The sequence below is a fragment of the Actinomadura sp. J1-007 genome (genome assembly GCF_009793335.1).
Taxonomy (GTDB): Bacteria; Actinomycetota; Actinomycetes; order Streptosporangiales; family Streptosporangiaceae; genus Spirillospora; species Spirillospora yumaensis.
In genome coordinates, this window is record NZ_WING01000001.1 from 6,837,009 (window position 1) to 6,863,943 (window position 26,935).

At 74.1% G+C, this 26,935-nt stretch carries 22 protein-coding genes and 2 pseudogenes; 14 read left to right on the forward strand and 10 right to left on the reverse strand.

The annotated features are described in order from the left end of the window. The first annotated feature begins 75 nt into the window (after window positions 1-75). Window positions 76-1,149 (forward strand): ArsR family transcriptional regulator, encoded by a 1,074-nt coding sequence (locus GEV43_RS31050; protein ID WP_241683107.1) that lies wholly within the window; start codon window positions 76-78, stop codon window positions 1,147-1,149. Continuing rightward, entirely contained in the window at window positions 1,146-2,150 is a 1,005-nt protein-coding gene (locus tag GEV43_RS31055; protein WP_160823708.1) for a hypothetical protein, read from the forward strand. The genes GEV43_RS31050 and GEV43_RS31055 overlap by 4 nt, the downstream gene beginning before the upstream one ends. A 31-nt stretch (window positions 2,151-2,181) precedes the next feature. Here the strand turns inward: GEV43_RS31055 and GEV43_RS31060 are convergent, their stop codons facing one another. Next, window positions 2,182-2,559, reverse strand: a complete 378-nt coding sequence (locus GEV43_RS31060; RefSeq protein WP_160823709.1) for a hypothetical protein — start codon at window positions 2,557-2,559, stop codon at window positions 2,182-2,184. 161 nt (window positions 2,560-2,720) lie between these two features. Here GEV43_RS31060 and GEV43_RS31065 point away from each other — a divergent pair, with 161 nt between their 5' ends. Further along, window positions 2,721-3,083 (forward strand): BlaI/MecI/CopY family transcriptional regulator, encoded by a 363-nt coding sequence (locus GEV43_RS31065; RefSeq protein WP_160823710.1) that lies wholly within the window; start codon window positions 2,721-2,723, stop codon window positions 3,081-3,083. Then, window positions 3,080-3,970 carry a M48 family metalloprotease gene (locus tag GEV43_RS31070; RefSeq protein WP_160823711.1) on the forward strand — a complete coding sequence of 297 codons (891 nt, stop codon included), beginning with the start codon at window positions 3,080-3,082 and terminating at the stop codon, window positions 3,968-3,970. Before GEV43_RS31065 ends, GEV43_RS31070 begins: the two co-directional genes overlap by 4 nt. A gap of 107 nt (window positions 3,971-4,077) precedes the next feature. Here the strand turns inward: GEV43_RS31070 and GEV43_RS31075 are convergent, their stop codons facing one another. Further along, window positions 4,078-4,407, reverse strand: coding sequence for an Lsr2 family protein (locus GEV43_RS31075; RefSeq protein WP_160823712.1), 330 nt, complete (start codon window positions 4,405-4,407; stop codon window positions 4,078-4,080). Between the two features lie 15 nt (window positions 4,408-4,422). Next, window positions 4,423-4,782, reverse strand: coding sequence for an Lsr2 family protein (locus GEV43_RS31080; RefSeq protein ID WP_160823713.1), 360 nt, complete (start codon window positions 4,780-4,782; stop codon window positions 4,423-4,425). Between the two features lie 232 nt (window positions 4,783-5,014). Between GEV43_RS31080 and GEV43_RS31085 the strand changes: the two are divergent. Beyond that, window positions 5,015-7,401 (forward strand): annotated as a pseudogene (locus GEV43_RS31085) (phosphoketolase). Between the two features lie 72 nt (window positions 7,402-7,473). Here GEV43_RS31085 and GEV43_RS31090 read toward each other — a convergent pair. Continuing rightward, window positions 7,474-8,648: pseudogene (locus GEV43_RS31090) on the reverse strand (zinc-dependent alcohol dehydrogenase). Between the two features lie 16 nt (window positions 8,649-8,664). Next, on the reverse strand, window positions 8,665-10,764 hold the full coding sequence (locus GEV43_RS31095) for a catalase (protein WP_160823714.1): 2,100 nt from the start codon (window positions 10,762-10,764) through the stop codon (window positions 8,665-8,667). Between the two features lie 197 nt (window positions 10,765-10,961). Between GEV43_RS31095 and GEV43_RS31100 the strand changes: the two genes are divergently transcribed. After that, entirely contained in the window at window positions 10,962-12,140 is a 1,179-nt protein-coding gene (locus GEV43_RS31100) for a cytochrome P450 (protein WP_309239931.1), read from the forward strand. 66 nt (window positions 12,141-12,206) lie between these two features. Here the strand turns inward: GEV43_RS31100 and GEV43_RS31105 are convergent, their stop codons facing one another. Continuing rightward, the gene (locus GEV43_RS31105) at window positions 12,207-12,977 is read right to left on the reverse strand and encodes an SAM-dependent methyltransferase (RefSeq protein WP_160823715.1); all 771 of its coding nucleotides are present in this window, start codon (window positions 12,975-12,977) and stop codon (window positions 12,207-12,209) included. A 144-nt stretch (window positions 12,978-13,121) separates the two neighbouring features. On the opposite strand from GEV43_RS31105, the gene GEV43_RS31110 reads away from it, so the two are divergent. Continuing rightward, window positions 13,122-13,457 (forward strand): sulfurtransferase TusA family protein, encoded by a 336-nt coding sequence (locus tag GEV43_RS31110; protein WP_309239932.1) that lies wholly within the window; start codon window positions 13,122-13,124, stop codon window positions 13,455-13,457. A gap of 32 nt (window positions 13,458-13,489) precedes the next feature. Here GEV43_RS31110 and GEV43_RS31115 read toward each other — a convergent pair whose 3' ends face one another. Beyond that, window positions 13,490-14,284 carry an SAM-dependent methyltransferase gene (locus GEV43_RS31115; RefSeq protein WP_160823716.1) on the reverse strand — a complete coding sequence of 265 codons (795 nt, stop codon included), beginning with the start codon at window positions 14,282-14,284 and terminating at the stop codon, window positions 13,490-13,492. Next, window positions 14,281-15,483, reverse strand: coding sequence for a cytochrome P450 (locus GEV43_RS31120; RefSeq protein WP_160824895.1), 1,203 nt, complete (start codon window positions 15,481-15,483; stop codon window positions 14,281-14,283). Before GEV43_RS31120 ends, GEV43_RS31115 begins: the two co-directional genes overlap by 4 nt. 247 nt (window positions 15,484-15,730) lie before the next feature. Between GEV43_RS31120 and GEV43_RS31125 the strand changes: the two genes are divergently transcribed. The 3 genes from GEV43_RS31125 to GEV43_RS51505 all read left to right on the forward strand — a co-directional run bounded on the left by GEV43_RS31125 (window position 15,731) and on the right by GEV43_RS51505 (window position 20,450). Continuing rightward, window positions 15,731-18,574: a BTAD domain-containing putative transcriptional regulator gene (locus GEV43_RS31125; protein WP_160823717.1), complete on the forward strand. Its 2,844-nt coding sequence runs from the start codon at window positions 15,731-15,733 to the stop codon at window positions 18,572-18,574. 288 nt (window positions 18,575-18,862) lie between these two features. Then, window positions 18,863-19,666: a serine protease gene (locus GEV43_RS31130; protein WP_160823718.1), complete on the forward strand. Its 804-nt coding sequence runs from the start codon at window positions 18,863-18,865 to the stop codon at window positions 19,664-19,666. Between the two features lie 190 nt (window positions 19,667-19,856). Further along, window positions 19,857-20,450, forward strand: coding sequence for a YbhB/YbcL family Raf kinase inhibitor-like protein (locus GEV43_RS51505; protein ID WP_206681342.1), 594 nt, complete (start codon window positions 19,857-19,859; stop codon window positions 20,448-20,450). 16 nt (window positions 20,451-20,466) lie between these two features. Here the strand turns inward: GEV43_RS51505 and GEV43_RS31140 are convergent, their stop codons facing one another. Continuing rightward, window positions 20,467-21,849 (reverse strand): DUF2079 domain-containing protein, encoded by a 1,383-nt coding sequence (locus tag GEV43_RS31140; RefSeq protein ID WP_160823719.1) that lies wholly within the window; start codon window positions 21,847-21,849, stop codon window positions 20,467-20,469. Between the two features lie 94 nt (window positions 21,850-21,943). On the opposite strand from GEV43_RS31140, the gene GEV43_RS31145 reads away from it, so the two are divergent. Next, window positions 21,944-22,621: a response regulator transcription factor gene (locus GEV43_RS31145; RefSeq protein ID WP_160823720.1), complete on the forward strand. Its 678-nt coding sequence runs from the start codon at window positions 21,944-21,946 to the stop codon at window positions 22,619-22,621. Then, complete coding sequence (locus tag GEV43_RS31150) at window positions 22,614-24,017, forward strand: HAMP domain-containing sensor histidine kinase (RefSeq protein WP_160823721.1); 1,404 nt, start codon at window positions 22,614-22,616, stop codon at window positions 24,015-24,017. Before GEV43_RS31145 ends, GEV43_RS31150 begins: the two co-directional genes overlap by 8 nt. A 33-nt stretch (window positions 24,018-24,050) precedes the next feature. Here GEV43_RS31150 and GEV43_RS31155 read toward each other — a convergent pair whose 3' ends face one another. Then, the gene (locus tag GEV43_RS31155) at window positions 24,051-25,238 is read right to left on the reverse strand and encodes a PP2C family protein-serine/threonine phosphatase (RefSeq protein ID WP_309239933.1); all 1,188 of its coding nucleotides are present in this window, start codon (window positions 25,236-25,238) and stop codon (window positions 24,051-24,053) included. A 267-nt stretch (window positions 25,239-25,505) separates the two neighbouring features. Between GEV43_RS31155 and GEV43_RS31160 the strand changes: the two genes are divergently transcribed. Further along, a complete protein-coding gene (locus GEV43_RS31160; RefSeq protein WP_175250172.1) occupies window positions 25,506-26,345 on the forward strand; it encodes a metalloregulator ArsR/SmtB family transcription factor in 840 nt (279 codons plus the stop codon). After that, window positions 26,342-26,932, forward strand: a complete 591-nt coding sequence (locus GEV43_RS31165) for a dihydrofolate reductase family protein (RefSeq protein ID WP_160823723.1) — start codon at window positions 26,342-26,344, stop codon at window positions 26,930-26,932. Before GEV43_RS31160 ends, GEV43_RS31165 begins: the two co-directional genes overlap by 4 nt. Window positions 26,933-26,935: the final 3 nt, after the last annotated feature.

A 26,935-nucleotide genomic window follows, 5' to 3' on the forward strand; every position in this document is an offset into this window, starting at 1 on the left:
ATCGGCGATCGGGCGATCCGCGTAGAGTTTTAGGCTGGAGCTAAAGGGACGGGGAGCGAGGCGCGGGCGGGGACGATGATCGAGTTGAGGCTGGAGATCGAGGACCTCGCCGACACCCGCTTCGCCGTCTCGGCGTTCAACGAGGCGGTGCTGAGCCTGCGCGTCTGGCTGCTGCCCGGCTACTACGCGCTCCAGCTCCCCTGGCTGCACCACGCCCGCGAGTCCCTCGGCGGCCTCGACATCGCGCCGCTGCTCGCCCTGGTCGGCCCCAACCGCGCCGTCCCCGACTTCCTCACCCCGCGTCCGGACGAGCCCGTCGCCGGGTTCGACGCCGAGCTCGACCGCGTCCGCCGCGTCCCGCCCGCCAAGGTCGCCGCCGACATCGCCGCCGTGCACGAGGGGCGCCCCGTGCCCGCCGTCCTCGCCGACGGGCTGCGCCGCCCCGCGCGGCTGCGCGACCGCCTCGCCGAGCTCCTGCACGCGTACTGGACCGCGACCCTCGAACCGCACTGGCCGAGGATGCGCGGCGTCCTGGAGGCCGACCTGCTCTACCGGGCGCAGCGGCTCGCGCGCGGCGGCGCCCGGCTGCTGTTCGCCGACCTGCACCCGGGCATCACCTGGCGCGACGGCGTGCTCCGGCTCGAACTCAGCTACCCGCACCGCGAGCTGCGGATCCCGATCACCGGGCGCGGGCTGTGCCTGATGCCCGCGGTGTTCGTCAAGACGCCCGGCATGCCGCTCGACCCCGGCGAGCCGCCCACCGTGTCGTACCCGGCGCGCGGCGTCGCGACGGTCTGGGAGAGCGCGCCGCCCGCCGGTCCCGGCGTGCTCGCCGACCTGGTCGGACGGCGCAAGGCCGCGATCCTCGCCTGCCTCGAACGGCCCGCCTCCACCACCGACCTCGCCCGCCGCCTCGGCGTCACGCCCGGCGCGGTCTCGCAGCACCTCGCCGTGCTGCGCGGGCGGGCCTGGTCGGGCGGGCCCGCGCCGGACGGTCCGTCCTGTACGCGAGGACGCCGCTCGGCGACCGGCTCGCCACCGGTTCCCCTGTCCGGATTCCGTGACGATCTGGAGCGTGCCCGGCCGCGCGTGATAGGCACGGAAGGGGCGGGCGACCGCCCGCCCCCGAAACGGCGGGAGGGCCAATGAGCGACGAGATCCGCCCCCGTCCGGTGTTCGACCCGGCACTCTCCGGCGCCGACCGCGAACTCCTCGCGTCCGCCCCCGAACGGCTCGTCGCGGCGAGCCTCCCGCCGCCCGCGCCGCCGCGGCTCAGCGCCGCCGCCGTCGCGGGCCGCGCCGTCTGGATCCCGATGGTCGCGATCTTCTACGGGGTGCTGCCCGGCGGCTGGATCCAGGCGTTCCTCGCCGTGTCCCTCGACGAGGAGGACCTCATGGGCGGCCTCCTGCGGTGGGGGCGGCTGCCGCTGCTCGCGATGATGATCGCCCCGGCCGTGCAGATCGCGCTGATCCTGGCCGGGCAGGGCGAGGCCGCCGCGATCCTCGCCGCCGTGTCGTTCGCGGGCTGGAGCGCGGGCGCGCTGGCGCACCTCGGCGAGCCCGCCGCGGCCCGCGCCGCCCGCGACCACCACGGCCGCTACCTGCTGCCCGCCGACTTCGACGGCCCCGCCGCGCGCCTGCTCGCCCGCGCGCAGCGCGCCATCGACGCCGTGCTCGGCTCGCAGTCGCACCGCGCCGGGCTCCTCGACGACGTCAACAACGCCGTCGTGCTGCCCCGCCAGGAGTGGGCGATCGCGAGCGCCCTCGCCGAGCACACCCGCCTGCGCCGCGAGCGCCGCGCCCAGCAGCACGAACGGCTCAGCGCGAGCGTCCGCGCCCTCCTCGAACCCCAGCAGCGCGCCCTCGACCTGTCGGTCCGTTCGGTCACCCGCCGGATCGAGGCGCTGGAGGCGTACGCGGGCCGCGCCCACGACGCCGACGACGCCTACCACGAGTCGCAAATCCTCCAGGGCCTGCCGGAGCAGAACGCCCGCTACCGCGACCTGCTCGCCGCCACCGCGGGCGACGAGCTCGCAGGCGTCGAACTCCGCGACCTGGCCGACGACGCCCAGCGCGTCGAGACCGCCCTCCGCGCCACCGTCAAGGACGCCCTCAACGCCGGCCAGCGCCTCGACGTCCCCGCCGACTGACCCCGAACGTCCGGAACGCCCGGCCGGAGGCTCAGGGGGTCCGGCGGGTGGTGCGCGCGATGATCCAGTCGGCGGTGCGCTGCGTGCGCGCGATGCGCCGGCGGACCTTGGGGCGTGCGGCCGGGCGGCGGCCCGCGCCGCCGGGCTTCCTGCCCGTGCCCGCCGCAGCCGGCGCGCCCGGAGTGCGGCGCCTCGGAACGGGGACGGGCTGCGCCTCGCCGTTCGCGGCGGCCTCGCCGTTGGCCGCGGTCTCGCCGTTGGCGGCGGTCTCGGCGAGCGCGGCCAGCCGCGCGGCCGACATCGCGAGCTCGGCGAGGAGGCGGCGCTCGGCGGCGGCGTCGCGGGCGTCGAGGGCGCACGCGAACAGCGCCTCCACCTCCGCCATCTGCGCGCCCAGCCGTACCAGCATCAGTCCGCCCACCTCGGATCGCTCCCGCACTTCAATTGTGCGGGATCGCGCGCCCCTTTCGCATGCGCATTTCCGACATGCTACTACGAGCGTAATAGTTGTGCGCGGCTAGGGTATGACCTCACCGTCGCTCCGTTCCCGAGTCTGTGAGGGCGTCCGCAGTGGTACGACGACAGCTCGGCCAGCTCGAGGCCGAGATCCTGGCCGCGCTCGCCGCGGCCGACGGGCACCTGTCGCCCGCGCAGATCCGGTCCCGGCTGGACGGCGAGCCCGCCTACACCACGGTCAACACGGTGCTGTTCCGCCTGTACGACAAGCGCCTGGTCACGCGCGAACGGCAGGGCCGGCACTTCACCTACCGCCTCGCGGTGGACGAGTCCCGCCTCGTCGCCGACCGGATGCACGACCACCTGCGGTACGCCAGCGACCCGTCCGGCGTGCTCAGCCGCTTCGTGCAGACGCTCAGCAGCGAGGAGGAGCGGGTGCTGCGCTCGATCCTCGGCGACGACGCGCCGGGCGCATGAACTGGTTCACCTTCCTGCCCGGCGCCGTGACCGTCACCCTCGCGGTGGTGCTCGGCGCGCGCCCGCTGCCGCTGCACCCGGTCTGGTCGGCCCGGCTGCTCGCGACCGTCGCGGTGACGACGGCCGTCGCGGTCGCGGGCACGGTCGTGTTCGTCGGCGTCAACTACCTGGCCGGGCTCGCGCCGGGGCTGACCACCTGGCTGCCCGAGTGGGCGCTGTTCGGCGACGACCGGCCGCTGCCCGCGCCGGTGGGCGTGCCCGCGCTGGTGCTCGCCGCGGCGGGCGCGGCGGTCGTCTGGCGGCTGCTGGCCCGCTGGACCGCCGACGTGCGCGCCGCGCGGGCCGACGCGCGGCGGCCCCTCGACACCGACGCGCCGATCGCGCTCGCCGTGCCGGGACGCGGGGGAGGGGTCGCGGTCTCGCGCGGCCTGCTCGCGATGCTGGGGCCCGAGGAACTGCGCGTGGTGTTCGAGCACGAGCGGTCCCATCTGCGGCACCGGCACCACCGCTACCTGGCGGCGGGCGCGCTCGCCGCGGCCGTGCTGCCGCCGCTGCGCCCGCTGGACGCGCGGCTGCGCTTCGCCGTCGAGCGCTGGGCCGACGAGGAGGCCGCCGAGACCGTCGGCGACCGCGCCCTCGTGGCCCGCACGATCGCCCGCGTCGCCCTCACCGCCCCGTCCGCCGCGTACGGCAGCCCGTACGGCCGGCCGTTCGCGGGGCTCGGCGGGTCGGGCGTCGTGCAGCGGGTGCAGGCGCTGCTCGGCGAGCCGCCGCCGAAGAACGCGGTGTCGGGGCCGCTGGTCGTGCTCACGGCCGGCTGCGTCATGAGCCTGCTCGCCTCGACCGCGCTCCAGCTCGACCAGGCCCTCGGCATAACGCTCCTCTGAGCGGCCCGCGCGCGGTCACGGCGAACGCGCGGACACGGCGAAGGGGCCGGGTGAATTGCGTCACCCGGCCCCCGGCCGCAGGGGAATCCCCCGATTTGCGCGTTCCGCTAGTGCGCGGCGTCGTACTTCTCGATCACATGGGCGGGAATGCGTCCGCGCTCATTGACCTTGATGCCGTGGTTCTTCGCCCACTCGCGAATCTCGGCGGACCGCTCGCGGCTGTTGGTGGTGCGCGCGCCGCGGCCCGCCTTGCCCGGCGTCTTGCGGGCCTTGCGCGCGCTGGACACGAACGGCTCAAGTCCCTCACGGAGCTTGGCGGCGTTCTTCTTGCTCAGATCGATCTCGTAAGTGGTGCCATCGAGGGAAAAGCTGACGGTCTCGTCCGCCTCTCCGCCGTCGATGTCGTCTACGAGAAGGACTTCGACCTTCTGTGCCATGCGGGGACTCCCTAGCTATGCGTCCGGCTTGGCGTCCGGATGGGCCTCGATGAATGCAGCATAGACCTCATCGGATATCTTGCCACGTTCGGACACTTCGACGCCCTCGTTCAATGCCCACTCGCGGACGTCGCCGTTGGTGTAGCCCTTGATCTTCGCCGTTCGGCCCGCCTTACGGCCCTTCCCGGCGGGCTTGACCTCGACGGCGTTGTCCAGGAACGGTCCGAGGGCGGTCAGCGTCTCGTGCAGGCGCTTGTGGTTGTCTTCGCTCAAGTCGATCGTGAACGTCCGACCCAAGACTTCGAAGTCTCGCTTTGCGACATCGCCCGCTTCGGAGCCGTCGATGTCGTCCACGCGAATGACCTTCTCGGCCATGTGTGCTCCGTCTTCCTTCCCCTTGCCAACGCGGCGACCTTGACCGTAGCGGATTCCGCGACCGGTTGACGCCACGGCGCGGCGGCCGGGCGCGGTGTTCGACCCGGAGCAGTTTCCGCTTCGCCCGTCCCGTCCCGTCCGGGACCGGTGCGGGCGGGCCGGGGAATCCGCATGGCGGCGGGGGGAGCGGGCGGCGGTGATTGCCGCGCCGGACCCGGGAAGGGCCTTCGCCATGAACCTTGCTGCGGGCCCGAAGGACAAGGAACTCCGGCTGATCGACGCGTACTGGAGGGCGGCCAACTACCTGTCGGTGGGGCAGATCTATCTGCTGGGCAATCCGTTGTTGCGAGAGGGGCTGCGGCCCGAGCACATCAAGCCCAGGCTGCTCGGGCATTGGGGGACCTCGCCGGGGCTGAACTTCTGCTACGCGCACCTGAACCGGGCGATCCGGGCCCGTGATCTCGACATGATCTACGTGTTCGGGCCGGGGCACGGCGGCCCGGCCGCGGTCGCGAACGCGTGGCTGGAGGGCACCTACAGCGAGGTCTATCCGAACGTGCCGCGGGACGAGGAGGGAATGGGGCGGCTGTTCCGGCAGTTCTCGTTCCCCGGCGGCATCCCGAGCCACGTGGCGCCCGAGACGCCCGGCTCGATCCACGAGGGCGGCGAGCTCGGCTACTCGCTCGCGCACGCGTACGGCGCGGCGTTCGACAACCCGGACCTGGTCGTCGCGTGCGTCGTCGGGGACGGCGAGGCCGAGACGGGGCCGCTCGCGGCGAGCTGGCACTCGACCAAGTTCCTGGACCCGGTGCGGGACGGCGCGGTGCTCCCGATCCTGCACCTGAACGGCTACAAGATCGCCAACCCGGCGGTGCCGGCCCGGATCGGGGAGGAGGAGCTGTCGCTGCTGCTGGAGGGCTACGGCCACCGCCCGATCCTGGTGGACGGCGCGGACGCGGCCGGAATGGCGGGCGGGATCGAGCCGCTGTCGGTGCACCGCCGGATGGCCGCCGCGGTGGACCAGGCGCTCGACGACATCGCCCGGATCCAGCGCGAGGCGCGCTCGGGGAAGGTGACGCGGCGGCAGCGCTGGCCGGTGATCGTGCTGCGGACGCCGAAGGGCTGGACGGGCCCGGCGGAGGTGGACGGCGTCCCGGTGGAGGGCACGTGGCGGTCGCACCAGGTGCCGCTGCCGGGCGTCCGGAACGATCCCGGGCACCTGGCGCAGCTCGAAGCGTGGATGCGCTCGTACCGCCCCGAGGAGCTGTTCGACTCGGGCGGGCGGCCGGTCGCCGAGCTGCGGGCCCTCGCGCCGTACGGCGAGCGGCGGATGAGCGCCAACCCGCACGCGAACGGCGGCCTGGTGCTCAAGCCCCTCGCCCTGCCGGACTTCCGCGACCACGCGGTCCCGGTGGACGAGCCGGGCGCCACCTCGACCGAGCCGACCCGCGCGCTCGGCGCGTTCCTCGCCGGGATCGTGTCGGCCAACCCCGACAACTTCCGCGTGATGGGCCCGGACGAGACGGCGTCCAACCGGCTCGGCGCGCTGTTCGAGGTGACCGACCGGGTCTTCCAGGGCGAGCCGTACGGCACCGACGAGCACCTCGGGCCGTCCGGGCGCGTGATGGAGGTGCTGAGCGAGCACCTGTGCCAGGGCTGGCTGGAGGGCTACCTGCTGACCGGGCGGCACGGGCTGTTCAACAGCTACGAGGCGTTCGTGCACATCGTCGACTCGATGTTCAACCAGCACGCCAAGTGGCTCAAGGTCACGCGGGACCTACCGTGGCGGCGGCCGATCGCGTCGCTGAACTACCTGCTGTCCTCGCACGTGTGGCGGCAGGACCACAACGGGTTCACCCACCAGGACCCGGGTTCCTGGACGTGGTGCTGAACAAGAAGCCCGAGATCGTCCGGGTGTACCTGCCGCCGGACGCCAACACGCTGCTGCCGGTCGCCGACCACTGCCTGCGGTCCCGGGACTACGTCAACGTCGTCGTCGCGGGCAAGCAGCCCGCCCTGAACTGGCTGTCCATGGACGAGGCGGTCGCGCACGCCGCGCGCGGCATCGGCATCTGGGAGTGGGCGGGCAGCGACGACGGCGCGGACCCCGACGTGGTGCTGGCGTGCGCGGGCGACATCCCGACGCTGGAGACGCTCGCGGCGGTCGACCTGCTGCGGCGGCACCTGCCCGACCTGCGGGTCCGGGTCGTCAACGTGGTGGACCTGATGCGGCTCCAGCCGCCGCGCGAGCACCCGCACGGGCTGCCCGACACCGACTACGACGCGATCTTCACCACCGACAAGCCGGTGATCTTCGCCTTCCACGGCTACCCGTACCTGATCCACCGGCTCACGTACCGGCGCACCGGCCACGACCACCTGCACGTGCGCGGCTTCCGCGAGGAGGGCACGACCACCACGCCGTTCGACATGGTGATGATGAACGACCTGGACCGCTACCACCTGGTCATGGACGTCATCGACCGCGTCCCGTCCCTCGGCGGCAGCGTGGCCCAGCTCCGCCAGCACATGGCCGACGAGCGGCTCAGGCTCCGCGCCTACACCCGCGAGCACGGCGAGGACGCGCCGGAGATCCGCGACTGGACCTGGAGCGGCTGACCGCCCCGCCCACGCGAACCGCCGCGCGGCCCCTCGGGACCGCGCGGCGGATCGCGTGCTAACCGGCGGGCGTCACGGCGTGAAGAGGATCTTGATGGCGCCGTCCCGCTTCTTCTGGAAGATCTCGTAGGCGTGCGGCGCGTCGTCCAGCGGCAGCCGGTGCGTGGCGAGGTCCATGACGCCGAGCGGGTCGGACTCGTCCGACACCAGCGGCAGCAGGTCGTCCATCCACCGCTTGACGTGCGCCTGGCCCATGCGCAGCGTGATGCCCTTGTCGAACATCCGCAGCATGGGGAACGGGTCGGCCATGCCGCCGTACACGCCGACGATCGAGATCGTCCCGCCGCGCCGGACGATGTCGATGGCCTGGTAGATCGCGGCGAGCCGGTCCACCCCGGCCTTCGACATCAGCGCGGCGGCGGCCTTGTCGGGGACGAGGCCCGCCAGGGTGTGCGCGAGCTTGCCGGCCGGCGAGCCGTGCGCCTCCATGCCGACGGCCTCGATCACCGCGTCCGTGCCGCGACCGCCGGTGCGGTCGCGGATCTCGTCGGGGACGCCCGGGGACTGCTCGATGGTCTCCACGCCGTGCCTGCGGGCCATCTCCAGGCGTTCGGGGACGAGGTCCACGCCGATCACGCGGTGCCCGAGGTGGCGGGCGATCCGGGCGGCCATCTGCCCGATCGGGCCGAGGCCGAGGACGGTGACGGTGCCGTTCTCGGGGAGGTCGGCGAAGTCCACGGCCTGCCACGCGGTCGGCAGGACGTCCGACAGGTAGACGAACCGCTCGTCCGGCGGCCCCTCGGGACCTTGACCGGCCCGAACTGCGCCTGCGGCACGCGCAGGTACTCGGCCTGCCCGCCGGGCACGTCGCCGTACAGCTTGGTGTAGCCGAACAGCGCCGCGCCGGAGCCCTGGTCGCGGACCTGGGTGGTCTCGCACTGCGCGTACAGGCCGAGCCCGCACATGTGGCAGTGGCCGCAGGAGATGTTGAACGGGACCACGACGCGGTCGCCGGGCGCGATGTGCCCCACCTCGGAGCCGACCTCCTCGACCACGCCCATCGGCTCGTGCCCGAGGACGTCGCCCTCGTTGATGAACGGCCCGAGCACCTCGTACAGGTGCAGGTCCGAGCCGCAGAGCCCCGACGTGGTGATCCTGACGATCGCGTCGGTCGGCTCCTTGATCGCGGGGTCCGGGACGTCCTGCACGCGCACGTCGCGCTTGCCGTGCCAGGTGAGCGCCTTCACGGCGGCTCCTCTCCAGTCAGGCCACGACGGCGTCGCGGTCGCGGTTCCAGTGCCGGTGGGCGGCGAGGGCCTCGACCAGCGCGCCGGCGAAGTCGCCGCCGGCCCCGCGCCGCGTGACCACGCCCCGGTCGGTCAGCGTGCCGGACTCGGCGGTGCGGACCTCGGTGATCCCGGCCCGGTTCAGCAGCTCGATACCCGCGTCGAGCAGGCCGATCGGCTTGCCGTGCTTGTACGCCTCGGCGACGTAGTGCACGGCGAGGCCGTCGGCCTTGAGCGCCTGCGCGTTGCGCGCGCCGCCCGGCACGACCACCGCGTCGTACAGCACCGAGGACATGGTGGACAGCGCCCGGGTCACCTCGACGCGGCCGCCGTCGTCGGCCTGGACGTACCCGTCCTTGGCGGCGAGCAGCTCCGGGATCGCCCCGCCGTCCACCAGCGCGTCGCCGATCGCGGCGACCGCGCCGGAGTCGACGCCGTCGGCGACCAGGACGGCGACCTTGCGGCCCTCGATCGAGTCGCGGGGCGCGTTGGCCTGGCTCAGCGCGGGCGAGCTGCGGTCGTGCCCGGCGCCGGGCACGGGGTCCGGGGGCGTCACCCCGACGCCCTCGGCGACCTGCGTCGCGAGGCCGTGGTCGACGTTGGCGAGGTTCGCGACGACGCCCTCGCGCACGCCCATGTCGGTGCACTTGCCGAGCTCGAACCGGAACGCGGCGACGATGTGCTCCTTCTCCCAGTCGGCCATGCTGTTCCAGAACAGCGTCGCCTGGCCGTAGTGGTCGGCGAAGCTCGCGCTGCGCTTGCGGATCGCGTTGCCGTCGATCCGCTCCTGGTAGTGCTTGAACGCGCCCTCGCTCACGACGGCCGGGCAGCCGCCCGACAGGGCGTTCTTGTGGTACGCCGACTTGGCCGTGTGGATGTCGCTCTGGTGGTAGCCGTCGCGGTGGTGGTTGCGGACGGGCGCGACGGGCCGGTTGACCGGGAGCTGCGTGAAGTTCGGCCCGCCGAGCCGGATGAGCTGGGTGTCCAGGTACGAGAACAGCCGCGCCTGGAGCAGCGGGTCGTTGGTGAAGTCGATGCCGGGCACGACGTTCGCGGTGTGGAACGCGACCTGCTCGGTCTCGGCGAAGAAGTTGTCCGGGTTGCGGTCCAGCACCATCCGGCCGACCGGGCGGACCGGGACCTGCTCCTCGGGGATGATCTTGGTCGGGTCGAGCAGGTCGAAGTCGAACGCGTGCTCGTCCTCCTCCGGGACGAGCTGCACGCCGAGCTCCCACTCGGGGTACAGGCCGGCCTCGATCGAGTCCCACAGCACGCGCCGGTTGAAGTCGGGGTCCTTGCCCGCGACCTTCTGCGTCTCGTCCCAGTCCATGGAGTGCGTGCCGAGCTTCGGCTTCCAGTGGAACTTGACGAACGTGCCGCGCCCCTCCGCGTTCACCAGCCGGAACGTGTGGACGCCGAAGCCCTGCATCATCGCGTAGCTGCGCGGCAGCGCGCGGTCCGACATCAGCCACATCATCATGTGCGTGGTCTCGGGCTGGAGCCGGACGAAGTCCCAGAGCGTGTCGTGCGCGGACTGCGCCTGCGGGATCTCGCTGTCGGGCTCGGGCTTCACCGCGTGCACGAAGTCGGGGAACTTGATGCCGTCCTGGATGAAGAACACCGGCATGTTGTTGCCGACCAGGTCGAAGTTCCCCTGGTCGGTGTAGAACTTCGTCGCGAAGCCGCGCACGTCCCGCACGGTGTCGGCCGACCCGCGCGACCCGGCGACCGTGGAGAACCGGACGAAGACCGGCGTGCTCACCGACGGGTCGGTCAGGAACCGCGCCGCCGTGAACTCGGCGAGCGACGCGTCGTACGGCTGGAAGTGGCCGTAGGCGCCCGCGCCGCGCGCGTGGACGACGCGTTCGGGGATCCGCTCGTGGTCGAAGTGGGTGATCTTCTCCCGGAAGTGGAAGTCCTCCAGCAGCGTCGGCCCGCGCTCTCCCACGCTCAGCGAGTTGTCGGTGTCGTCGACCTGGACGCCCTGATCGGTGGTGAGGTTCGCGCCCTCGGGGCCGATCCGGTGCCGGTCGAGCTGGCGCTGCTTGGCGTCGTCGCGTGCTGTGGGGTCAGGCACGTTCCACTCCTCCTCGGCCTGTCGTGCTGGGTTCAACGCGCCGCCTACCCGGCACGGGGCCCGATATGCGATGAACAGGGTTATGCGGGACGAACTGTGCTGAGAATTTGCCGGGTGGCGGAAAGCCGCCGCGCGTGCCTTGACGATGATCGTCCGGCGGGCTTGTGTGGTGTGGGGGCGACGTCCGGGGAGGCCGCGTGGACCGCGTACCGCAGGTGGAGTTCAACCCGATGGCGGGGCTGAGGCCCGCCGGGGCCTCGTTCACGGTGTTCGCGGAGCTGCGCGAGCAGTACGACTGGTTCCGCAGCACGGTCGGGCAGGGGTTCTGGGTGCTGACCCGGTACGAGCGGATCCTGGAGGCCCTGAACGACCCGGAGCGGTTCTCGTCCAGCGCGATCACGGTGCTCGACCCCGAGCCCGCCTACCGGTGGATCCCGGAGATGCTCGACCCGCCCGAGCACACCGCGTGGCGGCGGCTGCTGCGCCCGCACTTCACGCCCGCGAGCGCGGCGGCGATGGAGGAGCGGATCCGGGAGCACTGCCGGGAACTGGTGGACGGCCTCGCGGGCAAGGGCGGCTGCGACTTCGTGGCCGACTTCGCCACGCGGTTCCCGACCGTGGTGTTCCTGGAGATGATGGGCCTGCCGACCGAGCGGCTCGCCACGTTCCTGGAGTGGGAGGACACCATCCTGCACCGGCCGTACGAGCCGGGCCGCGCGACGGGGCGCCGCAAGGCGCTGGCCGCCGTCGTCGGGTGCTTCCGCGAGCTGATCGCCGACCGCCGCGCCGAACCCCGCGACGACCTGGTCAGCGCGGCGCTCGCCTGGCGGATGGACGGCGAGCCCGTCGCCGAGGACGACCTGCTGTCGCTGTGCCTGCTGCTGTTCCTCGCCGGGCTCGACACGGTCACCGCGCAGCTCGCCTACATGTTCTGGCACCTGGCGGGCCACCCCGCCGACCGCGACCGCCTCGCGTCCGACCCGGCGGCGGTCCCGACGGCGGTGGAGGAGTTCCTGCGCGCCCACGCGATCACCGTGACCGGCCGCAAGGTGACCAGGGACGGCGAGTTCCACGGCTGCCCGATGAAGGCGGGCGACATGGTGCTGCTGCCGCTCAACTCCGCGACCCGCGACCCCGCCGCGTTCCCGGAGCCGGAGCGCGTGGACCTCGGACGGCACCCGAACCGGCACCTGGCGTTCGGCGCGGGCCCGCACCGCTGCCTCGGCGCGCACCTCGCCCGCCTCGAACTGCGGATCGCGGTGGAGGAATGGCACCGGCGCATCCCCGCGTACGAGCCGGACCCGGACCGTCCCGCCCTGGAGCACGCCGCCCAGGTGCTCGGCCTCGACACGCTCCCGCTGCGCTGGCCCGCCTGACCGCCCGCCGGGCCGGGCGCGGTGGCCGGGTCAGGGGCGGGGGCCAGGTCGGGCGCGGCGGCCGGGTCAGGGGCGGCGGCCGACGCCGCCGAGGATCCAGCGGTGGCCGCCCGCCGACGGCCTCGGCAGCGGCCAGTCGGTGACCGGGACGACCCCGGGCGGCAGCAGCCGCACGCCCCGGAACAGCGCCTCGACCTGCTCGCCGGACCGCTGCACCATCGGCGCGGACGCCCGGTCGTAGACGGCCGCCGCCTGCCGCGCCGCGTCCGGCCGCACCTCCGCGGTCGCGTGCGAGATCACCAGGTGGCTGCCGCTCGGCACGGCGTCCATGAACGCGCCGACGACGCCCGCCGGGTCCTCGGCGTCGGTGAGGAAGTGCAGCACCGACACGAACAGCACGCCCACCGGCTCGTCCAGGTCGAGCAGCTCCGCCACCTCGGGCGCGGCGAGGATCGCGCCGGGCTCGCGCATGTCGGCGCCGACGATCCGGACCCGCTCGCAGGAGCCGAGCAGCGCCCGCGCGTGGACGAGCACGACCGGGTCGTGGTCCACGTAGACGACGCGGGCGTCCGGACGGGCCTCCAGGGCGACCTGGTGCACGTTCTCCCGGGTCGGCAGGCCCGTGCCGAGATCGAGGAACTGCCGGACGCCGTGCGCGGCCAGCCAGCGGACGGCCCGGCCGAGGAACGCCCGGTTGGCCCGCGCCAGCACGGCCGCCTCGGGCGCCGCGCGGAGCACGTCGGCGACCGCAGCGCGGTCGGCCGCGAAGTTGTCCTTGCCGCCGAGGTAGTAGTCGTACATGCGGGCGACGTTGGGCCTGCCGGAGTCCAGATCCACAGCCCGTGCCCTCCACCTGTCCGCGGCCCGGACCGGCCGCCGGGCGTTCCGGGAGAAGTCACACCCAACCACCGCGCTCTGACCTCCGCAATCCCTTTCGGTATATCGGCGCCGTAGCGCGTGGAATGCGCAAAAATAGGCGGGGTGTTCGACGCGAGCGAGGGGGCGCGGGTGCTGCCAGCCGACGAGGCCGAGCCGGTGCTGATCGACGGCGGCGACCGCGCGTGCGTGCGGCTGCTGCTGGAACTGCGCGGCCGGCTGGCCGCCCTGGACGCCGGGACGGTCGTGCACCTCATCGCGTCCGACCCGGCCGCGCCGCTCGACCTGGCCGCCTGGTGCCACCTGACCGGCCACGCCTACCTCGGCACCGTCCCGACGCCGGACGCCCCGGGCCTCACCCGCGCCCCGACGTACGCGCTGCGCGTGGCCGCCGCGCCCCGGCCCACCGAGCCGGGCTCGCCCTGGCGCCCCCGGACCTGACGGGCCGGGTCCCCGGACCCGCCGCGCCGCGGTCAGGCGAACGCGACCCCGGCGTACATGAGGGCGTGCTCGTCGGGCCGCGCCGGGCCGTCCGGCCGCCACCGGGTGGTGGGCACGAGACCCGGGTCGGCGAGGCGCAGGCCCCCGAAGAAGCGGGCGATGTCGTGCCGTTCGCGCGGGACGAGCGGCGCGGTGCAGCGCTCGGTGTAGAGCGCGGCGGCGGCCGAGGAGAAACCGGTCGCGAGGTGCGAGACGACGAGGGCGCTGCCGGGCGCGAGCGCGCCGCGCAGCTCGGCGACGGCGCCGTGCGGGTCCTCGGCGTCGGCGAGCAGGTGCAGCACCGACGCGAGCAGCACCGCGACCGGCGCCGACAGGTCCAGCCCGTCGCGGGCGAGGCCGAGCAGCTCGTCCGGCTTGCGCAGGTCGGCCTGGACGACGCGGACGCCGCCGTCGTGGGTCAGCAACGCGCGCGCGTGCGCGAGCACGATCGGGTCGTTGTCGACGTACGCGACGCGCGCGCCCGGGGCGTGGCGGGCCGCGATCTGGTGCACGTTGCGCGGCGTCGGCAGGCCGCAGCCGATGTCGAGGAACTGCCCGATCCCGAGGCCCGCCAGGTCCCGGACGGCGCGCCGCACGAACGCCCGGTTCTCGCGGGCCGCGTCCACCAGGTGGGGCTGGAGCCGCAGCAGGTCGTCCACCAGGACGCGGTCGGCGGCGTAGTTGTCCTTGCCGCCGAGCAGGTAGTCGTACACGCGCGCCGGGCTCGCGGGGCCGAGGTCGGGCGCGCAGCCGGGCCCCGCGTCGGTGTCCGGCTGGAGCCCGTTCACGACACGGCCCCCGTCCAGGTGACGGGCAGCTCGCGGAGGCCGCGCACCGCCAGGCCCTCCTTCCACCTCAGCTCGTCCTCGCGGACGGCGAGCCGCAGCGCGGGGACGCGGCGCAGCAGCCCGCCGAGGGCGGCGGTCAGCTCCAGCCGCGCGAGGTGCGCGCCGAGGCAGTGGTGGATGCCGTGCCCGAAGGCCAGGTGCGGGTTGTCGGCGCGGTCGAGCACGAGCGTCTCGGGGTCGGTGTAGACCGACTCGTCGCGGTTGGCGGCGGCGCGGGCCACGTGCACGACGTCCCCGGCGGCGATCCGCACGCCGCCGAGCTCGACGTCGCGGGCCGCGACGCGCGGCATCCCGGTGTCGGAGCCGAGCGGGACGAAGCGCAGCAGCTCCTCCACGGCGGTGGGCAGCAGGTCCGGGTCGGCGGCGAGCCGGGCCCACCGCTCCGGCCGGGAGAGCAGCGTGTACGCCAGGTTGGCGATCTGCCCGGCCGTGGTCTCGTACCCGGCGATCAGCAGGCCGACGCCGAGGTTGACGAGCTCGTCCTCGTCCAGCCCGCCCTCCTCGTCGCGGGCGTGCACCAGCGCGGACAGCAGGTCGCCGGACGGCTCGGCGCGGCGCCGGTCGATCAGCTCGACCAGGTACGCGTCCAGACGCGCGTGCGCCTCCCGGATCGCGTCGGGGGAGTACGCCGAGGTCGACAGGAAAGCGTCCGACCAGCCCTGGAACCGGTCGCGGTCGCCCGGCGGGACGCCGAGCAGCTCCCCGATCACGGTGATCGGCAGCGGCAGCGCGAGCCGTTCGACCAGGTCGGCGGGCGGGCCTTCGGCGAGCATCGCGTCCAGCAGGTCCGCGACGACCTCCTCGACGCGCGGGCGCAGCCGCTGCACCCGCCGGTGCGTGAACGCCCGGACCGCGTGCCGCCGCACGCGGGTGTGCTCGGGCGCGTCCATGTCGGTGATGAACGTCTCGCGGCGCCGCGCGCCCGCGTTCCGGCCGACCGCGAGGGCCCGGCTGAACGCCGGGTCGGACAGCACGCGGCGCGCCTCCTCCCAGCCGGTCACCAGCCAGCCCTCGCCCCCGTCCGGGAGCCGCACGCGGACGACCGGCCCCCCGGCGCGGCGCAACTCCCCGTAGCGCGGATCCAGCGTCAGCCCGTCCCGGCCGAACTCGCCGATGGACGGCGGGCGCGTCGTCGTCATCGTCACCCCGCAACTCCAAACCCCGTCAGAAGCCTTTGACGTTAGACGGTCAAGGTCAGCCGAAGGTCAGCACGCCCCCGTGCCCGCCCGGTGCCCCGCCGTCCCCGTCAGCTAGCGAGCATGACCGCGCAGGCGGCGGTGACGAAGGCGTTGACTCCATCTGACTGTGACCGGATCCGGACACCGCCGCGCGGGCCCCGGCTCACTACCGTGATCCCGGACGGCCTGCGGACAGGGGTGAGAGCGCGTGGAGGTGCGGATTCTCGGGCATCTGGAGGTGCTGTCCGACCGGGGCGGGCCCGTTGCGGTGCGGCAGCCGCTGATCCGCTCGGCGATCTGCGTCCTGGCCCTCACCGGCGACCGCCCGCTCAGCACCGCCCGGCTGGGCGACCTGCTCGCCGCGCGCGGCCCCGGCGCTGTCAAGACCTGTGTCAGCGGGGTGCGCCGGGTGCTCACGCACGACCGCGTCCCGCTCGGCCACGGCGGCTACCGGCTGCGGCTCGGCGAGCGCGACTCCCTCGACCTCGCCACGTTCCGTGACCTGCTCGGGCAGGCCCGCGAGGCCCGCGACCGCGGGGACGGGCCGCTCGCCGCCGAGCTGTACGGGCGGGGCCTCGCGCTGTGGCGCGACCCGCCGCTCGCGGACCTGCCGCGCACCGCCGCGACGTCCGGGCTCGTCGCCGGGCTGCTCGCCGAGCGCCGCCAGGCGCGGGAGGAGCTGGCGGTCGCCGGCCTCGCGCTCGGCCGGCACCGCGACCTGGTGCCGATGCTGCGCGCCTGGGTGGACGACGAGCCGCTGCACGAGCACCTGTGGGCGCAGCTCCTGCTCGCCCTGTACCGGTCGGGCCGCCGGGCCGAGGCGCTGCACCTGTACGACGACGCGCACGACACGCTCGTCCGCGCGACCGGGGCCGAGCCCGGTCCCGAGCTCCAGCGGATGTGGCACCGCGTCAAGGTCAACGACCCGGGCCTCGTCCCGGCCGCCCCGGCCGCCGGACGCGCGCAGGCGCCGCCCGCCCCGGCCCCGCTCGCGCGGCAGCTCCCGCCGGGCGTCCGCGACTTCACCGGCCGCGAGGCCGAACGGGACGGCATCGCGGAGCTGCTCGCGTCCGCCGCGACGTCGGCCGCGCCGCCGATCGTCCACATCACCGGGGCCCCGGGCGTCGGCAAGACCTCCCTCGCCCTGCACGCCGCGCACGCCGCCGCCGCGTCGTTCCCCGACGGGCAGCTCTACCTCCAGCTCGCCGGCGCGTCGTCGGCGCCCCGGGACCCGGCGGTCGTGCTCAACGAGGTGCTGCGCGCGGTCGGCGTCGCGCCCGCCGACATCCCCGACACGCTCGCCGAACGGGCCGCCGCGTACCGGTCCCGGCTCGCGGGCCGCCGGGTGCTCGTGCTCGCCGACGACGCGGCGGACCCGGACCAGATCGCGCCGCTGCTGCCCGGGGCGCCGGGCGCCGCGATCATCGTCACCGGGCGGTCCCGGTCGCTGAACCTGGACGGCGCGCACCTGGTCGACCTGGCGGGGCTGCCGCCCGCCGAGGCCGTCCGGATGCTCGGCCGGATCATCGGCGCCGCGCGGATCGACGCCGAGCGCGACGACGCCGGACGGCTCGTCGCCGCCTGCGACGGGCTGCCGCTCGCCGTCCGCATCGCGGGCGCCCGCCTCGCCGCCCGCCCGTCGTGGCCGCTCGCGCACCTCGCCGGGCTGCTGCTCGACCGCAGCCGCCGCCTGGACCACCTCGTCGCCGGGAACGCGGCCGTCCGCGCCCACATCGAGGCCGGGTACGACTCGCTGGACGAGCGGTCCCGGCGCGCGTTCCGCCTGCTCGCCCTCGCGGGGCCGCACGACGTGGCCGCCTGGCTGGTGGGCGTCCTGCTCGGCGGGCCGGCGGGCGACGCCGTCGACACGCTGGTCGACAAGTGCCTGCTCGACGCCGCCGGCGTGGACCGCGCGGGCCGTCCCCGCTACCGGATGCACGACCTGATCCGCGAGTACGCGGGCGAGCGGCTCCGCGAGGACCCCGGCGCGGAGGCGGCGCTCGAACGGCTCACCCTCGGCTGGCTGGAGCTGGTCGACGCCGCCGACGCCCGCGTGCCCCGCGACCCGTACTTCCCGGCCCCCGCGCGCTTCACCAAGCGCGTCGTGGTGGACGACGGCCTGGTCGCCGAGCTGATCGAGCCCGGCGCGGCGGAGTGGCTCGACGGCGAGCTGCCGAGCCTGCGCACCGCCGTCGAGATCGCCTGCAAGGCGGGGCGCTTCCGGCTGGCCACCGGCCTCGTCCTGCGGCTCGCCGCGCACCTGCACCTGAACCACCGCCACGACGACGCCGAGCACCTCTGGCGGACGGTCATGGAGGCCGCCTCGTCCTGCGGCGACGAGGCCGCCGCCGCCCGCTGCGGCTACCGCGCCGCGATGGTGATCGCCGCCGACCGCGGCCGGCCGTCCGACGCGTACCCCCTGATCGACGAGTGCACGACCGTGTTCGAGAGCGCGCACGCCCGCCCGGACCTGGCCCGCGCGCTCGGCCTGCGCGCCTACTGCGCCCAGCTCCTCGCCCGCCTGGACGACGCCGAGCGCGACGCCGAACGCGGCCTCGCCCTGGCCCGCGAGGTCCGCGACGGGCACGCCGCGTTCCACTGCCTGCGCGTGCTGGGCCTTGTCCTCAGCCAGAAGGGCGAGCACGTCCGCGCCGCCGACGCCTGCGAACGCTCCCTGGCGATCGCGCGGGACCTCGGCGAGGCCGCGTACCAGGGCATGACGCTCTACACGCTCGTCCGCGTCCACCTGACCGCGGGCCATTACGAACGCGTGCCGAAACTGTGCGAAGAGGGCCTCGCCCTGACCGGGAGCATCGGCCACCGCCTGGGCGACGCCTATTTCAACGAGCAATGGGGCTACGCCCACCAGGGGTTGGGCGACCACGAGGCGGCCGTGCCGCTCCTGCTTCGCGCCGCCGAACTGTTCTCGTCGCAAGAGGCGTACGCGGCGGGCGCGAAATGCCGAGGCCGTCTCGCGGAGAGCTACGAGGCCCTCGGCCTCCACGCCGAAGCCCGCGCCCAACGAACGCACCCGGAGAACTCCGCGACCTGACCCCGCCATTTCCCGGCCCCTCAGGACGCGACGCCCGGAACCGCCGCCCGTTCCCTTTCACGTGGTCGAACGGCGACGGAACGTCACCATTGCCGGACGGACTTGTCATTGCCTGCCCAATCGCCGCCGTCCTCGCAGGTCGGCCGAATCGGGGCCTTCTCGATCGCGGGTTCCGTGGTTACCGTCGCGCTGCCAGACGATCCACCACCCCGCGGGCGACGGCGGTTCGGGGCCGCCGCCGCCCGTGCCCGCCCGACCGCTTCTCGACCCGCCCGGGAGGACCCCGCCATGTCCAGACGCCTGCTCGGCGTGATCGCCGCCGCCGTGTTCGGCGCCGCGTCGGTGACCGCCGTCGACGCCGCCTCCGCCGCGCCCGCGCCGCCCGCGCCGCCGAAGGTCGCCGTCGACTTCACCGGCATCGTGGCCCTGAGCAACTGCTCGGGCTCCCTGGTCCGCGTGCCGGGCGCCGCCGACACCGACCCGGCCCTGGTGCTCACCAACGGCCACTGCTACGAGGGCGGCGAGCCCGGCGCCGGCCAGGTGATCAGGAACCGGCCGTCCAGCCGCACGTTCAGCCTGCTGGACTCCACCGGCCGCCGCACGCTCGGCACCCTGCGCGCGACGACGATGCTGTACGCGACGATGACCGACACCGACGTGGCGCTCTACAAGCTCAGCACCACCTACGCCCAGATCAGGCAGTCGTACAACACGCCGGCGCTGCAACTGTCGCTCGACCACCCGACCGCGGGCGCGGACATCCGCGTCGTGTCCGGCTACTGGAAGCGGATCTACTCCTGCCGCGTCGACGGCTTCGCCTACCGCGTCCGCGAGGCCGCGTGGACCTGGAAGGACTCGCTGCGCTACACGCCCGAGTGCCAGGTCATCGGCGGCACCTCGGGCTCGCCGGTCATCGACGTCGCGTCCGGCAAGGTCATCGGCGCCAACAACACCATCAACGAGAGCGGCGGCCGGTGCACCCTCAACAACCCGTGTGAGGTCGACCAGAACGGCAACGTGACGGTGCGTCCCAACATCGGGTACGCGCAGGAGACCTACACCCTCGCCGGCTGCGTCGCCCCGGCAGCGTGATCGACACCAACCGTCCCGGCTGCCTCGTCCCCAAGGCCAGGTCCGCCGCCGCCCGCTGACGCCCGCGCCCGCGGCCTCGTGTGAGGCCGCGGGCCCGCAGCGCGGGCAACGCACTCCAGCGCATCCCTACGCATCTCGAACGCACCTCAGGTGACGGGCCGCTCCGCCCCAGGCTCCCAAGGAGATCTCCGTGACCATCAAACGCATCGCGCCGCACGCCCTGCTCGTCGCCGGCGCGCTCGCCCTCCCCACCGCCGCCGCCGTACCGTCCGGCGCGGCGGCGGCGTCCGGGCCGCGCGCCGCGTTCACCCTGACGAGTTCCGCCTTCACCGAGGGCGGGACGATCCCCAAGGTCCACGAGTGCACGAGCGGCGGCAACGACCCGCGCCAGAAGAACGAGTCCCCGCCGCTGGCGTGGGCGGGCGCGCCGGCCGCCGCGAAGAGCTACGCGATCGTCATGCGCGACCTCGACAACGCGAACCTCATCCACTGGGTCATCTACGACATCCCGCCCGCCGCGACGTCGCTCCCGCAGAACGTCGAGCACGCCTACATGCCGTCCGTCCCGGCGGGCGCCAGGCAGGTCTACTACCGCGGCAGCGCGAGCCTGTACGGCTACCAGGGCCCGTGCTCGCCCCGGACGGTGAACACCTACGAGTTCACCGTGCACGCGCTCAACAAGGCGAAACTGACCGAGCTGAACAACAGCTCGTCCACCCAGACCGCGGCCCGGGCCATCGCCAACGCCTCCGTCGCCTCCACCAAGCTCTCCGGAGAATCCTGATCCGTCCCGGGCGGGTCTAGGCCGTCCTGGCGGGGTTCTGGAGGCGGTACAGGACGATCCCGCCGCCGCTCGCCACGGGACGGTAGCCCCAGAGCGCGAGCCGCTTGATGGTCGCGCCCTCCCCGTTCAGCGGCGTCGGCGCGGGACCGGGAGGTGCGGCGACCGCCCACTCCGGGCGCAGCGCCAGCATGACCGGGACGACGCGGAAGACGCGGCAGCGGCCCGTGAGCTGTGGGGCGAGGCGGTTGGACGCGGCGACCGCGGCCCCGTCCGGGATGATCGCCAGCACCCGCCGCGCGGCCGCCACCCGGGACGGCACGTGACCGTACGACGCGTGCGCGAGCCGTCCGAGGGGCTGCGAGCCGATCACGGTGGGAACGAGCCCGGCGGCGAGGACGAGGACGGGCACGGCGGCCTGGACGGCGCCGGTGAGCCGCTGCGGAAGGCGGCTCGCCCGCAGGAGCCTCAGCCCGTCGAGCGCGGCGGCGAACAGGACGGGCACCAGCACGGCGCTGTAGTGGAACCGGGGCTCCCAGAGCAGCGGGTTGGCGGCCCAGAAACGGGCCGCGAGCGTCGGAACGGCTATCAGCGCCAGCGGCGAGCGCAGGCAGAGAAAGAGCGTCGGGGCCAACAGCGCCAGCACCGTGGACGCCTTTGTCGTCACGGGTTCGATGAGCCGGAGAATCGGGTTGGCGGGCCCGGGTTCGGCCACTCCAAAATAGGCGTAGGAATGGCTCGGATTGAATGCCGGGATGATGACGAGAGTGGTCAGCGCCGCCGCCGCGACCGCGATGACGACCAGTAGTGCGCCGACCTTGCGTTCACCTCTACAGAACACAAGGACGCCGATCGCGGCGACGATGAGCGCCTGGTCCTCCTTCACCAGCAGCAGCGGGAGCGACCACGCGGCAGCGGCGCGCTCGCGGTGGAGGGCGAGGAGCACGGCGCAGCGCGCGGCCAGCGGGACGGCGAAGGCCACCTCGTGGAAGTCGAACACCACCGCCTGCTGGATTCCCCAGGCCAGGCCGTAGCCGAAGCCGACGCAGGCCCCCGCGCGCACTCCGTACCACTCGGCACCGAGCCGGGTCACCAGGACCGCCGAGAGGGCGAGCAGCGCGGCCTGGACGACCAGCAGCGTCACCGGGCTCGGAGCGAGCCGGTACAGCGGGGCGATCACGGCGAGGATCGGATGGAAATGGTCGCCGAGCACATTGAAACCCGGGCCCTTGTAGTCGGACACGGGCGCGCGGAAATGAGCGTAGCCGCGGACGGCCTGCTCGAAGATGCCCAGATCGTACCCCGTGCTCTCCATGCGGCGGTGCCGTTCGAGCGAGAGTGTGGAATAGGCGGTGAAAAGGACGGCCGCGACCGTCCAGGAAACGCGGCGGGGCGAGAACATGCGGCCGAGGCTGGCCGATCGCGGCTGAAGACCCGCTTAAGCGAGCTGAAGAGCATTTCAGCTTCGGACTTCGGCGCGCGTGCATACTGAGCCGATGCGGCTGCTGATGATCGAGGATGAGGAACGGCTCGCCACCGCCCTGAGCGACGGCCTGCGCGGGGAGGGGTACGCGGTCGACGTCGCCGGCGACGGCTGGGAGGGCCTGACCCTCGCCCGCACCCATCCGTACGCCGCGCTGATCCTCGACATCATGCTGCCCGGCCTCAACGGGTACGCGGTCTGCGCCCGCCTGCGCGCGGAGGGCAGCACCGTCCCGATCCTCATGCTGACCGCGAAGAACGGCGAGTACGACGAGGCCGAGGCGCTCGACACCGGCGCCGACGACTACCTCTGCAAGCCGTTCTCCTACGTCGTGCTCGTCGCGCGGCTCCGCGCGCTGCTGCGCCGCGGCGGCGCGGTCCGCCCGGCGGCGCTGAAGGTCGGCGACCTGTGGCTGGACCCGGCGGCCCGGCGCTGCCGGCGCGGCGGCACCGAGGTGCGGCTGACCGCCAAGGAGTTCGCGGTGCTGGAGTGCCTCGCCCGCCGCCCGGACGAGGCCGTCGCCAAGATCGACATCATCGACGAGGTGTGGGACCAGGCGTTCGACGGCGACGTCAACATCGTCGAGGTCTACGTCCGGGCGCTGCGCCGCAAGCTCGACCTGCCGTTCGGGCGCTCGACGATCCAGACCGTACGGGGCGCGGGCTACCGGCTGGCGGCCCGCGATGCGTGAGCGCCGGCCGCGGCGGTGGTCGGTCCGGACCAAGGCCGCCCTCGGCGCGATGGCCGCGGCCGCCGTCGCGTTCGGCCTCGGCGTGTTCTGGGCCCGCGAGAGCATCGGGGCGCGGTGGGCGGACGAGGCGGAGAGGCGGGCGACCCAGGACGCCTTCCAGGTGGTCTCCGCGCTGGAGGCCGGACGCCAGCCGATCGGGTTCGACAGCCCGTTCGTCGTGGTGCTGGCCGACGGGAGGCTGGGCGGCGGCATGGACGCGGCGTCCGGGCCGAGCCCGGAACGGGCCTGGCCGGGGTTCGCGCCCACGGTCGGCTGGGGCACCCGCAGGCTCCGGCCGCCGGCCGCGGAGGGAGGCGAGCGGCCCCTCCGGACGTTCGTTGTCGGGACCACCGACGTCCTGCCGCCCGAACGGATCCGCCGGATCACCGGCCTGGACGACGTGCGGACGGCCCAGCGGCTCACCGTCTACGCGCTCGCCTCGCCTCGGGGCGCCGAGGCGGCCGTCGCCACGTTCGACCGCGTGTTCGGCCTGGGACTCCCGGTCGCGGTGGCGTTCGTCGGCCTGACCGCCTGGCTCGTCACCGGCAGGGCCCTGCGCCCGGTGGAGGCGATCCGGGCCGAGATGGCCGGCATCACCGCGGGGGCCCTCGACCGGCGCGTGCCCGTCCCGCCCTCGGCGGACGTGATCGCCAGGCTCGCGCGGACCACCAACGAGACGCTCGAACGGCTCGAACAGGCCCTCGTCCGCCAGCGGCGGTTCGTCGCCGACGCCTCCCACGAGCTGCGCTCGCCGCTCGCCGCGCTGCGCGGCACGCTGGAGATACCGCTGGCGCGTCCGGAACGCGCCGACTGGCCCGCCGTGGTCTCCGCCGCGCTCGCCGACACCGCCCGCCTCCAGCGCCTCACCGACGACCTGCTCCTGCTGTCCTCCGAAGGGGGCCGACCGCCGCGGACCGGCGCCGCCGTCGACCTGGCCGACATCGTGGAGGAGCAGGTCGCCGAACGCGCCTACGTCCGCGGCGCGCCCGTGTTCACCTGCGACGCCGAACGGCCCGCGCTCGTCCCCGGCGACGAGGTGCGGCTCGGCCGCGTCGTCCGCAACCTCCTCGACAACGCCGCGCGGCACGCCCGCGGGGCGGTGCACGCGACGGTCCGGCCGGAGGCGGGCGCCGTCGTCCTGACCGTCGCCGACGACGGGCCCGGCGTCCCGGCGGCCGACAGGGAACGGATCTTCGACAGGTTCGTCCGCCTGGACGAGTCCCGCACCCGCGCGGGCGGCGGAACGGGCCTCGGCCTGACCATCGTCCGCGAACTGGTCACCGCCCTCGGCGGCACCGTCCGCGTCACCGACCGCTCGACCTTCACCGTGCGGATCCCCGCCCTCCGCCCCGACTGAACCGCCTCGACGAGGCCGCACCGCACGACGGGTTCAGGCCCGCGCGGGACGGCCTCCGGACTGAGGACCGTGCCAATCCAGGCACAGGACGGTGGCGTCGTCCTGGAGGTTGCCGCCGGTGGCGTCGTCGACCGCGGTGGTCAGGGCCCGCGCGACCTCGCGCGGATGCTCGGACGCGGTGCCGCGGATGAGCGCGGGCAGGTCCACCTTCTGCGCCCGGCGTTCCTGCATGCCGTCGGTGTGGAGCACGAGGCGGTCGCCGGGCCGCAGGTCGATCTCCTGCACGCGGTGCGCGTCCACCAGCGGGGTGCCGAACGGCAGGTCGACGTCGAGCCGGACCCGTTCCACCCGGCCGTCGCGCAGCCGCAGCGGCCACGGGTGCCCGGCGTTGACCAGCTCGACCCGGGTGCCGTCCAGCGAGATGCGCAGCAGCAGGCCGGTGGCCAGCGCGTCGCGGCCGTGGTCCACCATGGCCTGGTGGGTCTGGCGGGCCTGCTCGGTCAGGTCGCGCCCGGCGCGGCGGGCGCCGCGGGACGCGTTGACCAGCAGCGTGGCCAGCATGGCGGAGCCGACGTCGTGGCCCATGGCGTCGGTGATGGACACGTGCAGGGTGTCGTGGTCGAGGGTGTAGTCGTAGGTGTCGCCGCCGATGTTGTCGGCGGGCACCAGCGCGCAGGCGAGGGTGAACTCGGCGGCCTCGCAGCAGGTGGACGCGGGCAGGAGCTGGTGCTGGATCTCGGCGGCCAGGCTGAGCGGGGTGGTGCGCCGCCCCCAGTGGTAGAGGTCGGTGAAGCGGCGGTCGGCGACGATGATGTACGCCAGCGCGTGCGCGGCCTGGCCGACCTGCTCCAGGACGTCCCGTCCCGCCTCGGGCAGGGTCAGCTCCAGCACGCCGATGGCGTCGCCCCGGTTGGTGACCGGCACGATCACCCGGTGCCCGCGCCGCCCGCCGGACGCCCGGGTCAGCCGCTGGGTGCGCAGCGCCCGCTCGTAGACGCTGCCGGTCAGGGGGATCAGCTCGACGCCCTTCCCCCGGTGCGCCGCGGCCTTCTCGGTGAACCGCACCACCTGCCGGCCGATGACGTCGACGAACAGGAACGACACCGCCACCGCGTCGAACCGTTCCCGCAGGGTGCGGGCGACCACGTCGATGGAGGCCACCGGCGCGGCGTCCGCCGCCGCGGCCAGGACCTCACCCAACTCCAGCCGATCCCGCGCCACAGGAGCCTCCTTCGCCGGTGCACTCCTTCTCCGCACCAACCAGGACACCATGCGTCCGACCTCGCAAGCCCACCCTTACGCCGGCGGACGGCGGGCCATGGCCACTACTACCTGCGGCGATGCGGAGCGTTGACCCCGAGGGTGCGTCTTTGCTGTCCGGGGAGGCGCGAACACGCAAGCCTCTCATCGCACCCGAAAGCGCGCACCGCCGACCGGCGCGCATCTATTCCTTGACACGAATATTCGTCGTAAGGAATACTCATGCCCATGGACGCAGTGGAACCCCTCCTCTCCGCGCTGGCCGACCCGGCCCGCTGGCGGCTCGTGACCCTGCTGGCCGAGCGGCCGCGCCCGGTCGGCGTCCTCGCCCGGCTCGCCGAGGCCCGCCAGCCGCAGACGACCAAGCACCTCCAGACCCTCGAACGCGCCGGCGTCGTCACGTCCCAGCGCTCCGGCCAGCGCCGCGTCTACGCGCTCCGTTCCGCCGCCCTGCGGGACCTCGCGGCCGCCCTCGACCGCCTCGCCGACACCGCCGACGGGCCGAACGCCACCTACGACCGCTATGGCGCGGGCCTCCGCACCGAGCGGCTCGCCGCGGACGAGCCGGGATGGGCCGACGGCCGCACGTTCACGTTCCTCCGGTCGCTGGAGGGGCCGCCCGAGCGGGTCTGGCGCCACCTGACCGAACCCGCCCTCCTCGCCCGCTGGTGGACGCCCGACGACCTGCGCGTCTCCGAACTCGTCTTCGAGCCGCGGCCGGGCGGACGGATCGTCCAGGAGTACCGCGACGCCGACGACACCGACGGCTCCGACCCCGTCGCCGGGCGCGCGGAGGGCACCGTCATCGACGTACGCCCGGGTGAACGGCTCGCCTACCGGCTCTCCCCACTGCTGCCGGGCGGCGGCCTCGCCTTCACCGCCCACCTCGACCTCGCCCTCCGGCCCACCGGCACGGGCACCGACCTCGACGTCCACTGGCGGATCACCGGCAGCACCGTCGACTCCGCGGACTTCGTCGCGGGCATCGAGCTCGGCTACGGCCAGAGCCTCGACAAGCTCGCGGCGGCCCTCACCACGCAACCCCCCGACACAAGGAGCACGACATGACCGACCGCACCGTGACCGCGAACCTGGTCCTCACCCTCGACGGCCGCTACCACGGCGCGGGCGGCCCCGCCGACTTCGCGGCGTTCGCCCCGTACGCGACCACCGAGGCCGCGCGCGACCACATGACCCGCATGCGGGAGGGCGCGACGACCGCGGTCCTCGGACGGCTCAACGCCGAGGGCTTCATGGGCTTCTGGCCCGCCGTCGCCGCCGACGAGAACGCCGACCCCCGCGACCGCGGCTACGCGAAATGGCTGGTCGACACGGAAAAGGTCGTGCTGTCGTCCACCCTGACCGAAGCCCCGTGGGCACGCACCCGCGTGGTGAACGCCCCGGCCGCGGACGTCATCACCGAACTCAAGGCCACCGGCGAGGGCGACATCCTCGTCAACAGCAGCGCCAGCGTCATCAAGCCCCTCCTCGCGGCGGACCTGATCGACCGCCTCCACCTCGTGATCGTCCCCGAGATCGCCGGCGGCGCCGCCCGCCTCTTCGACGACGGCCTCCCTCCCACCAAGTGGACCCTCACCCACCAGCAGACCGGCACCCTAGGCGAACTCGCCGTAACCTACACCCGCACCCGCTGACCC

Excerpts from the sequence above, each read along its gene's own strand:
- GEV43_RS31080 (WP_160823713.1), bottom strand. The coding sequence starts at position 4,782 with ATGGCCGAGAAGGTCATTCGCGTGGACGACATCGACGGCTCCGAAGCG.
- GEV43_RS31055 (WP_160823708.1), top strand. The coding sequence starts at position 1,146 with ATGAGCGACGAGATCCGCCCCCGTCCGGTGTTCGACCCGGCACTCTCC.
- GEV43_RS31140 (WP_160823719.1), bottom strand. The coding sequence starts at position 21,849 with ATGTTCTCGCCCCGCCGCGTTTCCTGGACGGTCGCGGCCGTCCTTTTC.
- GEV43_RS31130 (WP_160823718.1), top strand. The coding sequence starts at position 18,863 with ATGTCCAGACGCCTGCTCGGCGTGATCGCCGCCGCCGTGTTCGGCGCC.
- GEV43_RS31145 (WP_160823720.1), top strand. The coding sequence starts at position 21,944 with ATGCGGCTGCTGATGATCGAGGATGAGGAACGGCTCGCCACCGCCCTG.
- GEV43_RS31070 (WP_160823711.1), top strand. The coding sequence starts at position 3,080 with ATGAACTGGTTCACCTTCCTGCCCGGCGCCGTGACCGTCACCCTCGCG.
- GEV43_RS31160 (WP_175250172.1), top strand. The coding sequence starts at position 25,506 with ATGGACGCAGTGGAACCCCTCCTCTCCGCGCTGGCCGACCCGGCCCGC.
- GEV43_RS31150 (WP_160823721.1), top strand. The coding sequence starts at position 22,614 with ATGCGTGAGCGCCGGCCGCGGCGGTGGTCGGTCCGGACCAAGGCCGCC.
- GEV43_RS31050 (WP_241683107.1), top strand. The coding sequence starts at position 76 with ATGATCGAGTTGAGGCTGGAGATCGAGGACCTCGCCGACACCCGCTTC.
- GEV43_RS31075 (WP_160823712.1), bottom strand. The coding sequence starts at position 4,407 with ATGGCACAGAAGGTCGAAGTCCTTCTCGTAGACGACATCGACGGCGGA.
- GEV43_RS31165 (WP_160823723.1), top strand. The coding sequence starts at position 26,342 with ATGACCGACCGCACCGTGACCGCGAACCTGGTCCTCACCCTCGACGGC.
- GEV43_RS31060 (WP_160823709.1), bottom strand. The coding sequence starts at position 2,559 with ATGCTGGTACGGCTGGGCGCGCAGATGGCGGAGGTGGAGGCGCTGTTC.
- GEV43_RS31120 (WP_160824895.1), bottom strand. The coding sequence starts at position 15,483 with ATGACGACGACGCGCCCGCCGTCCATCGGCGAGTTCGGCCGGGACGGG.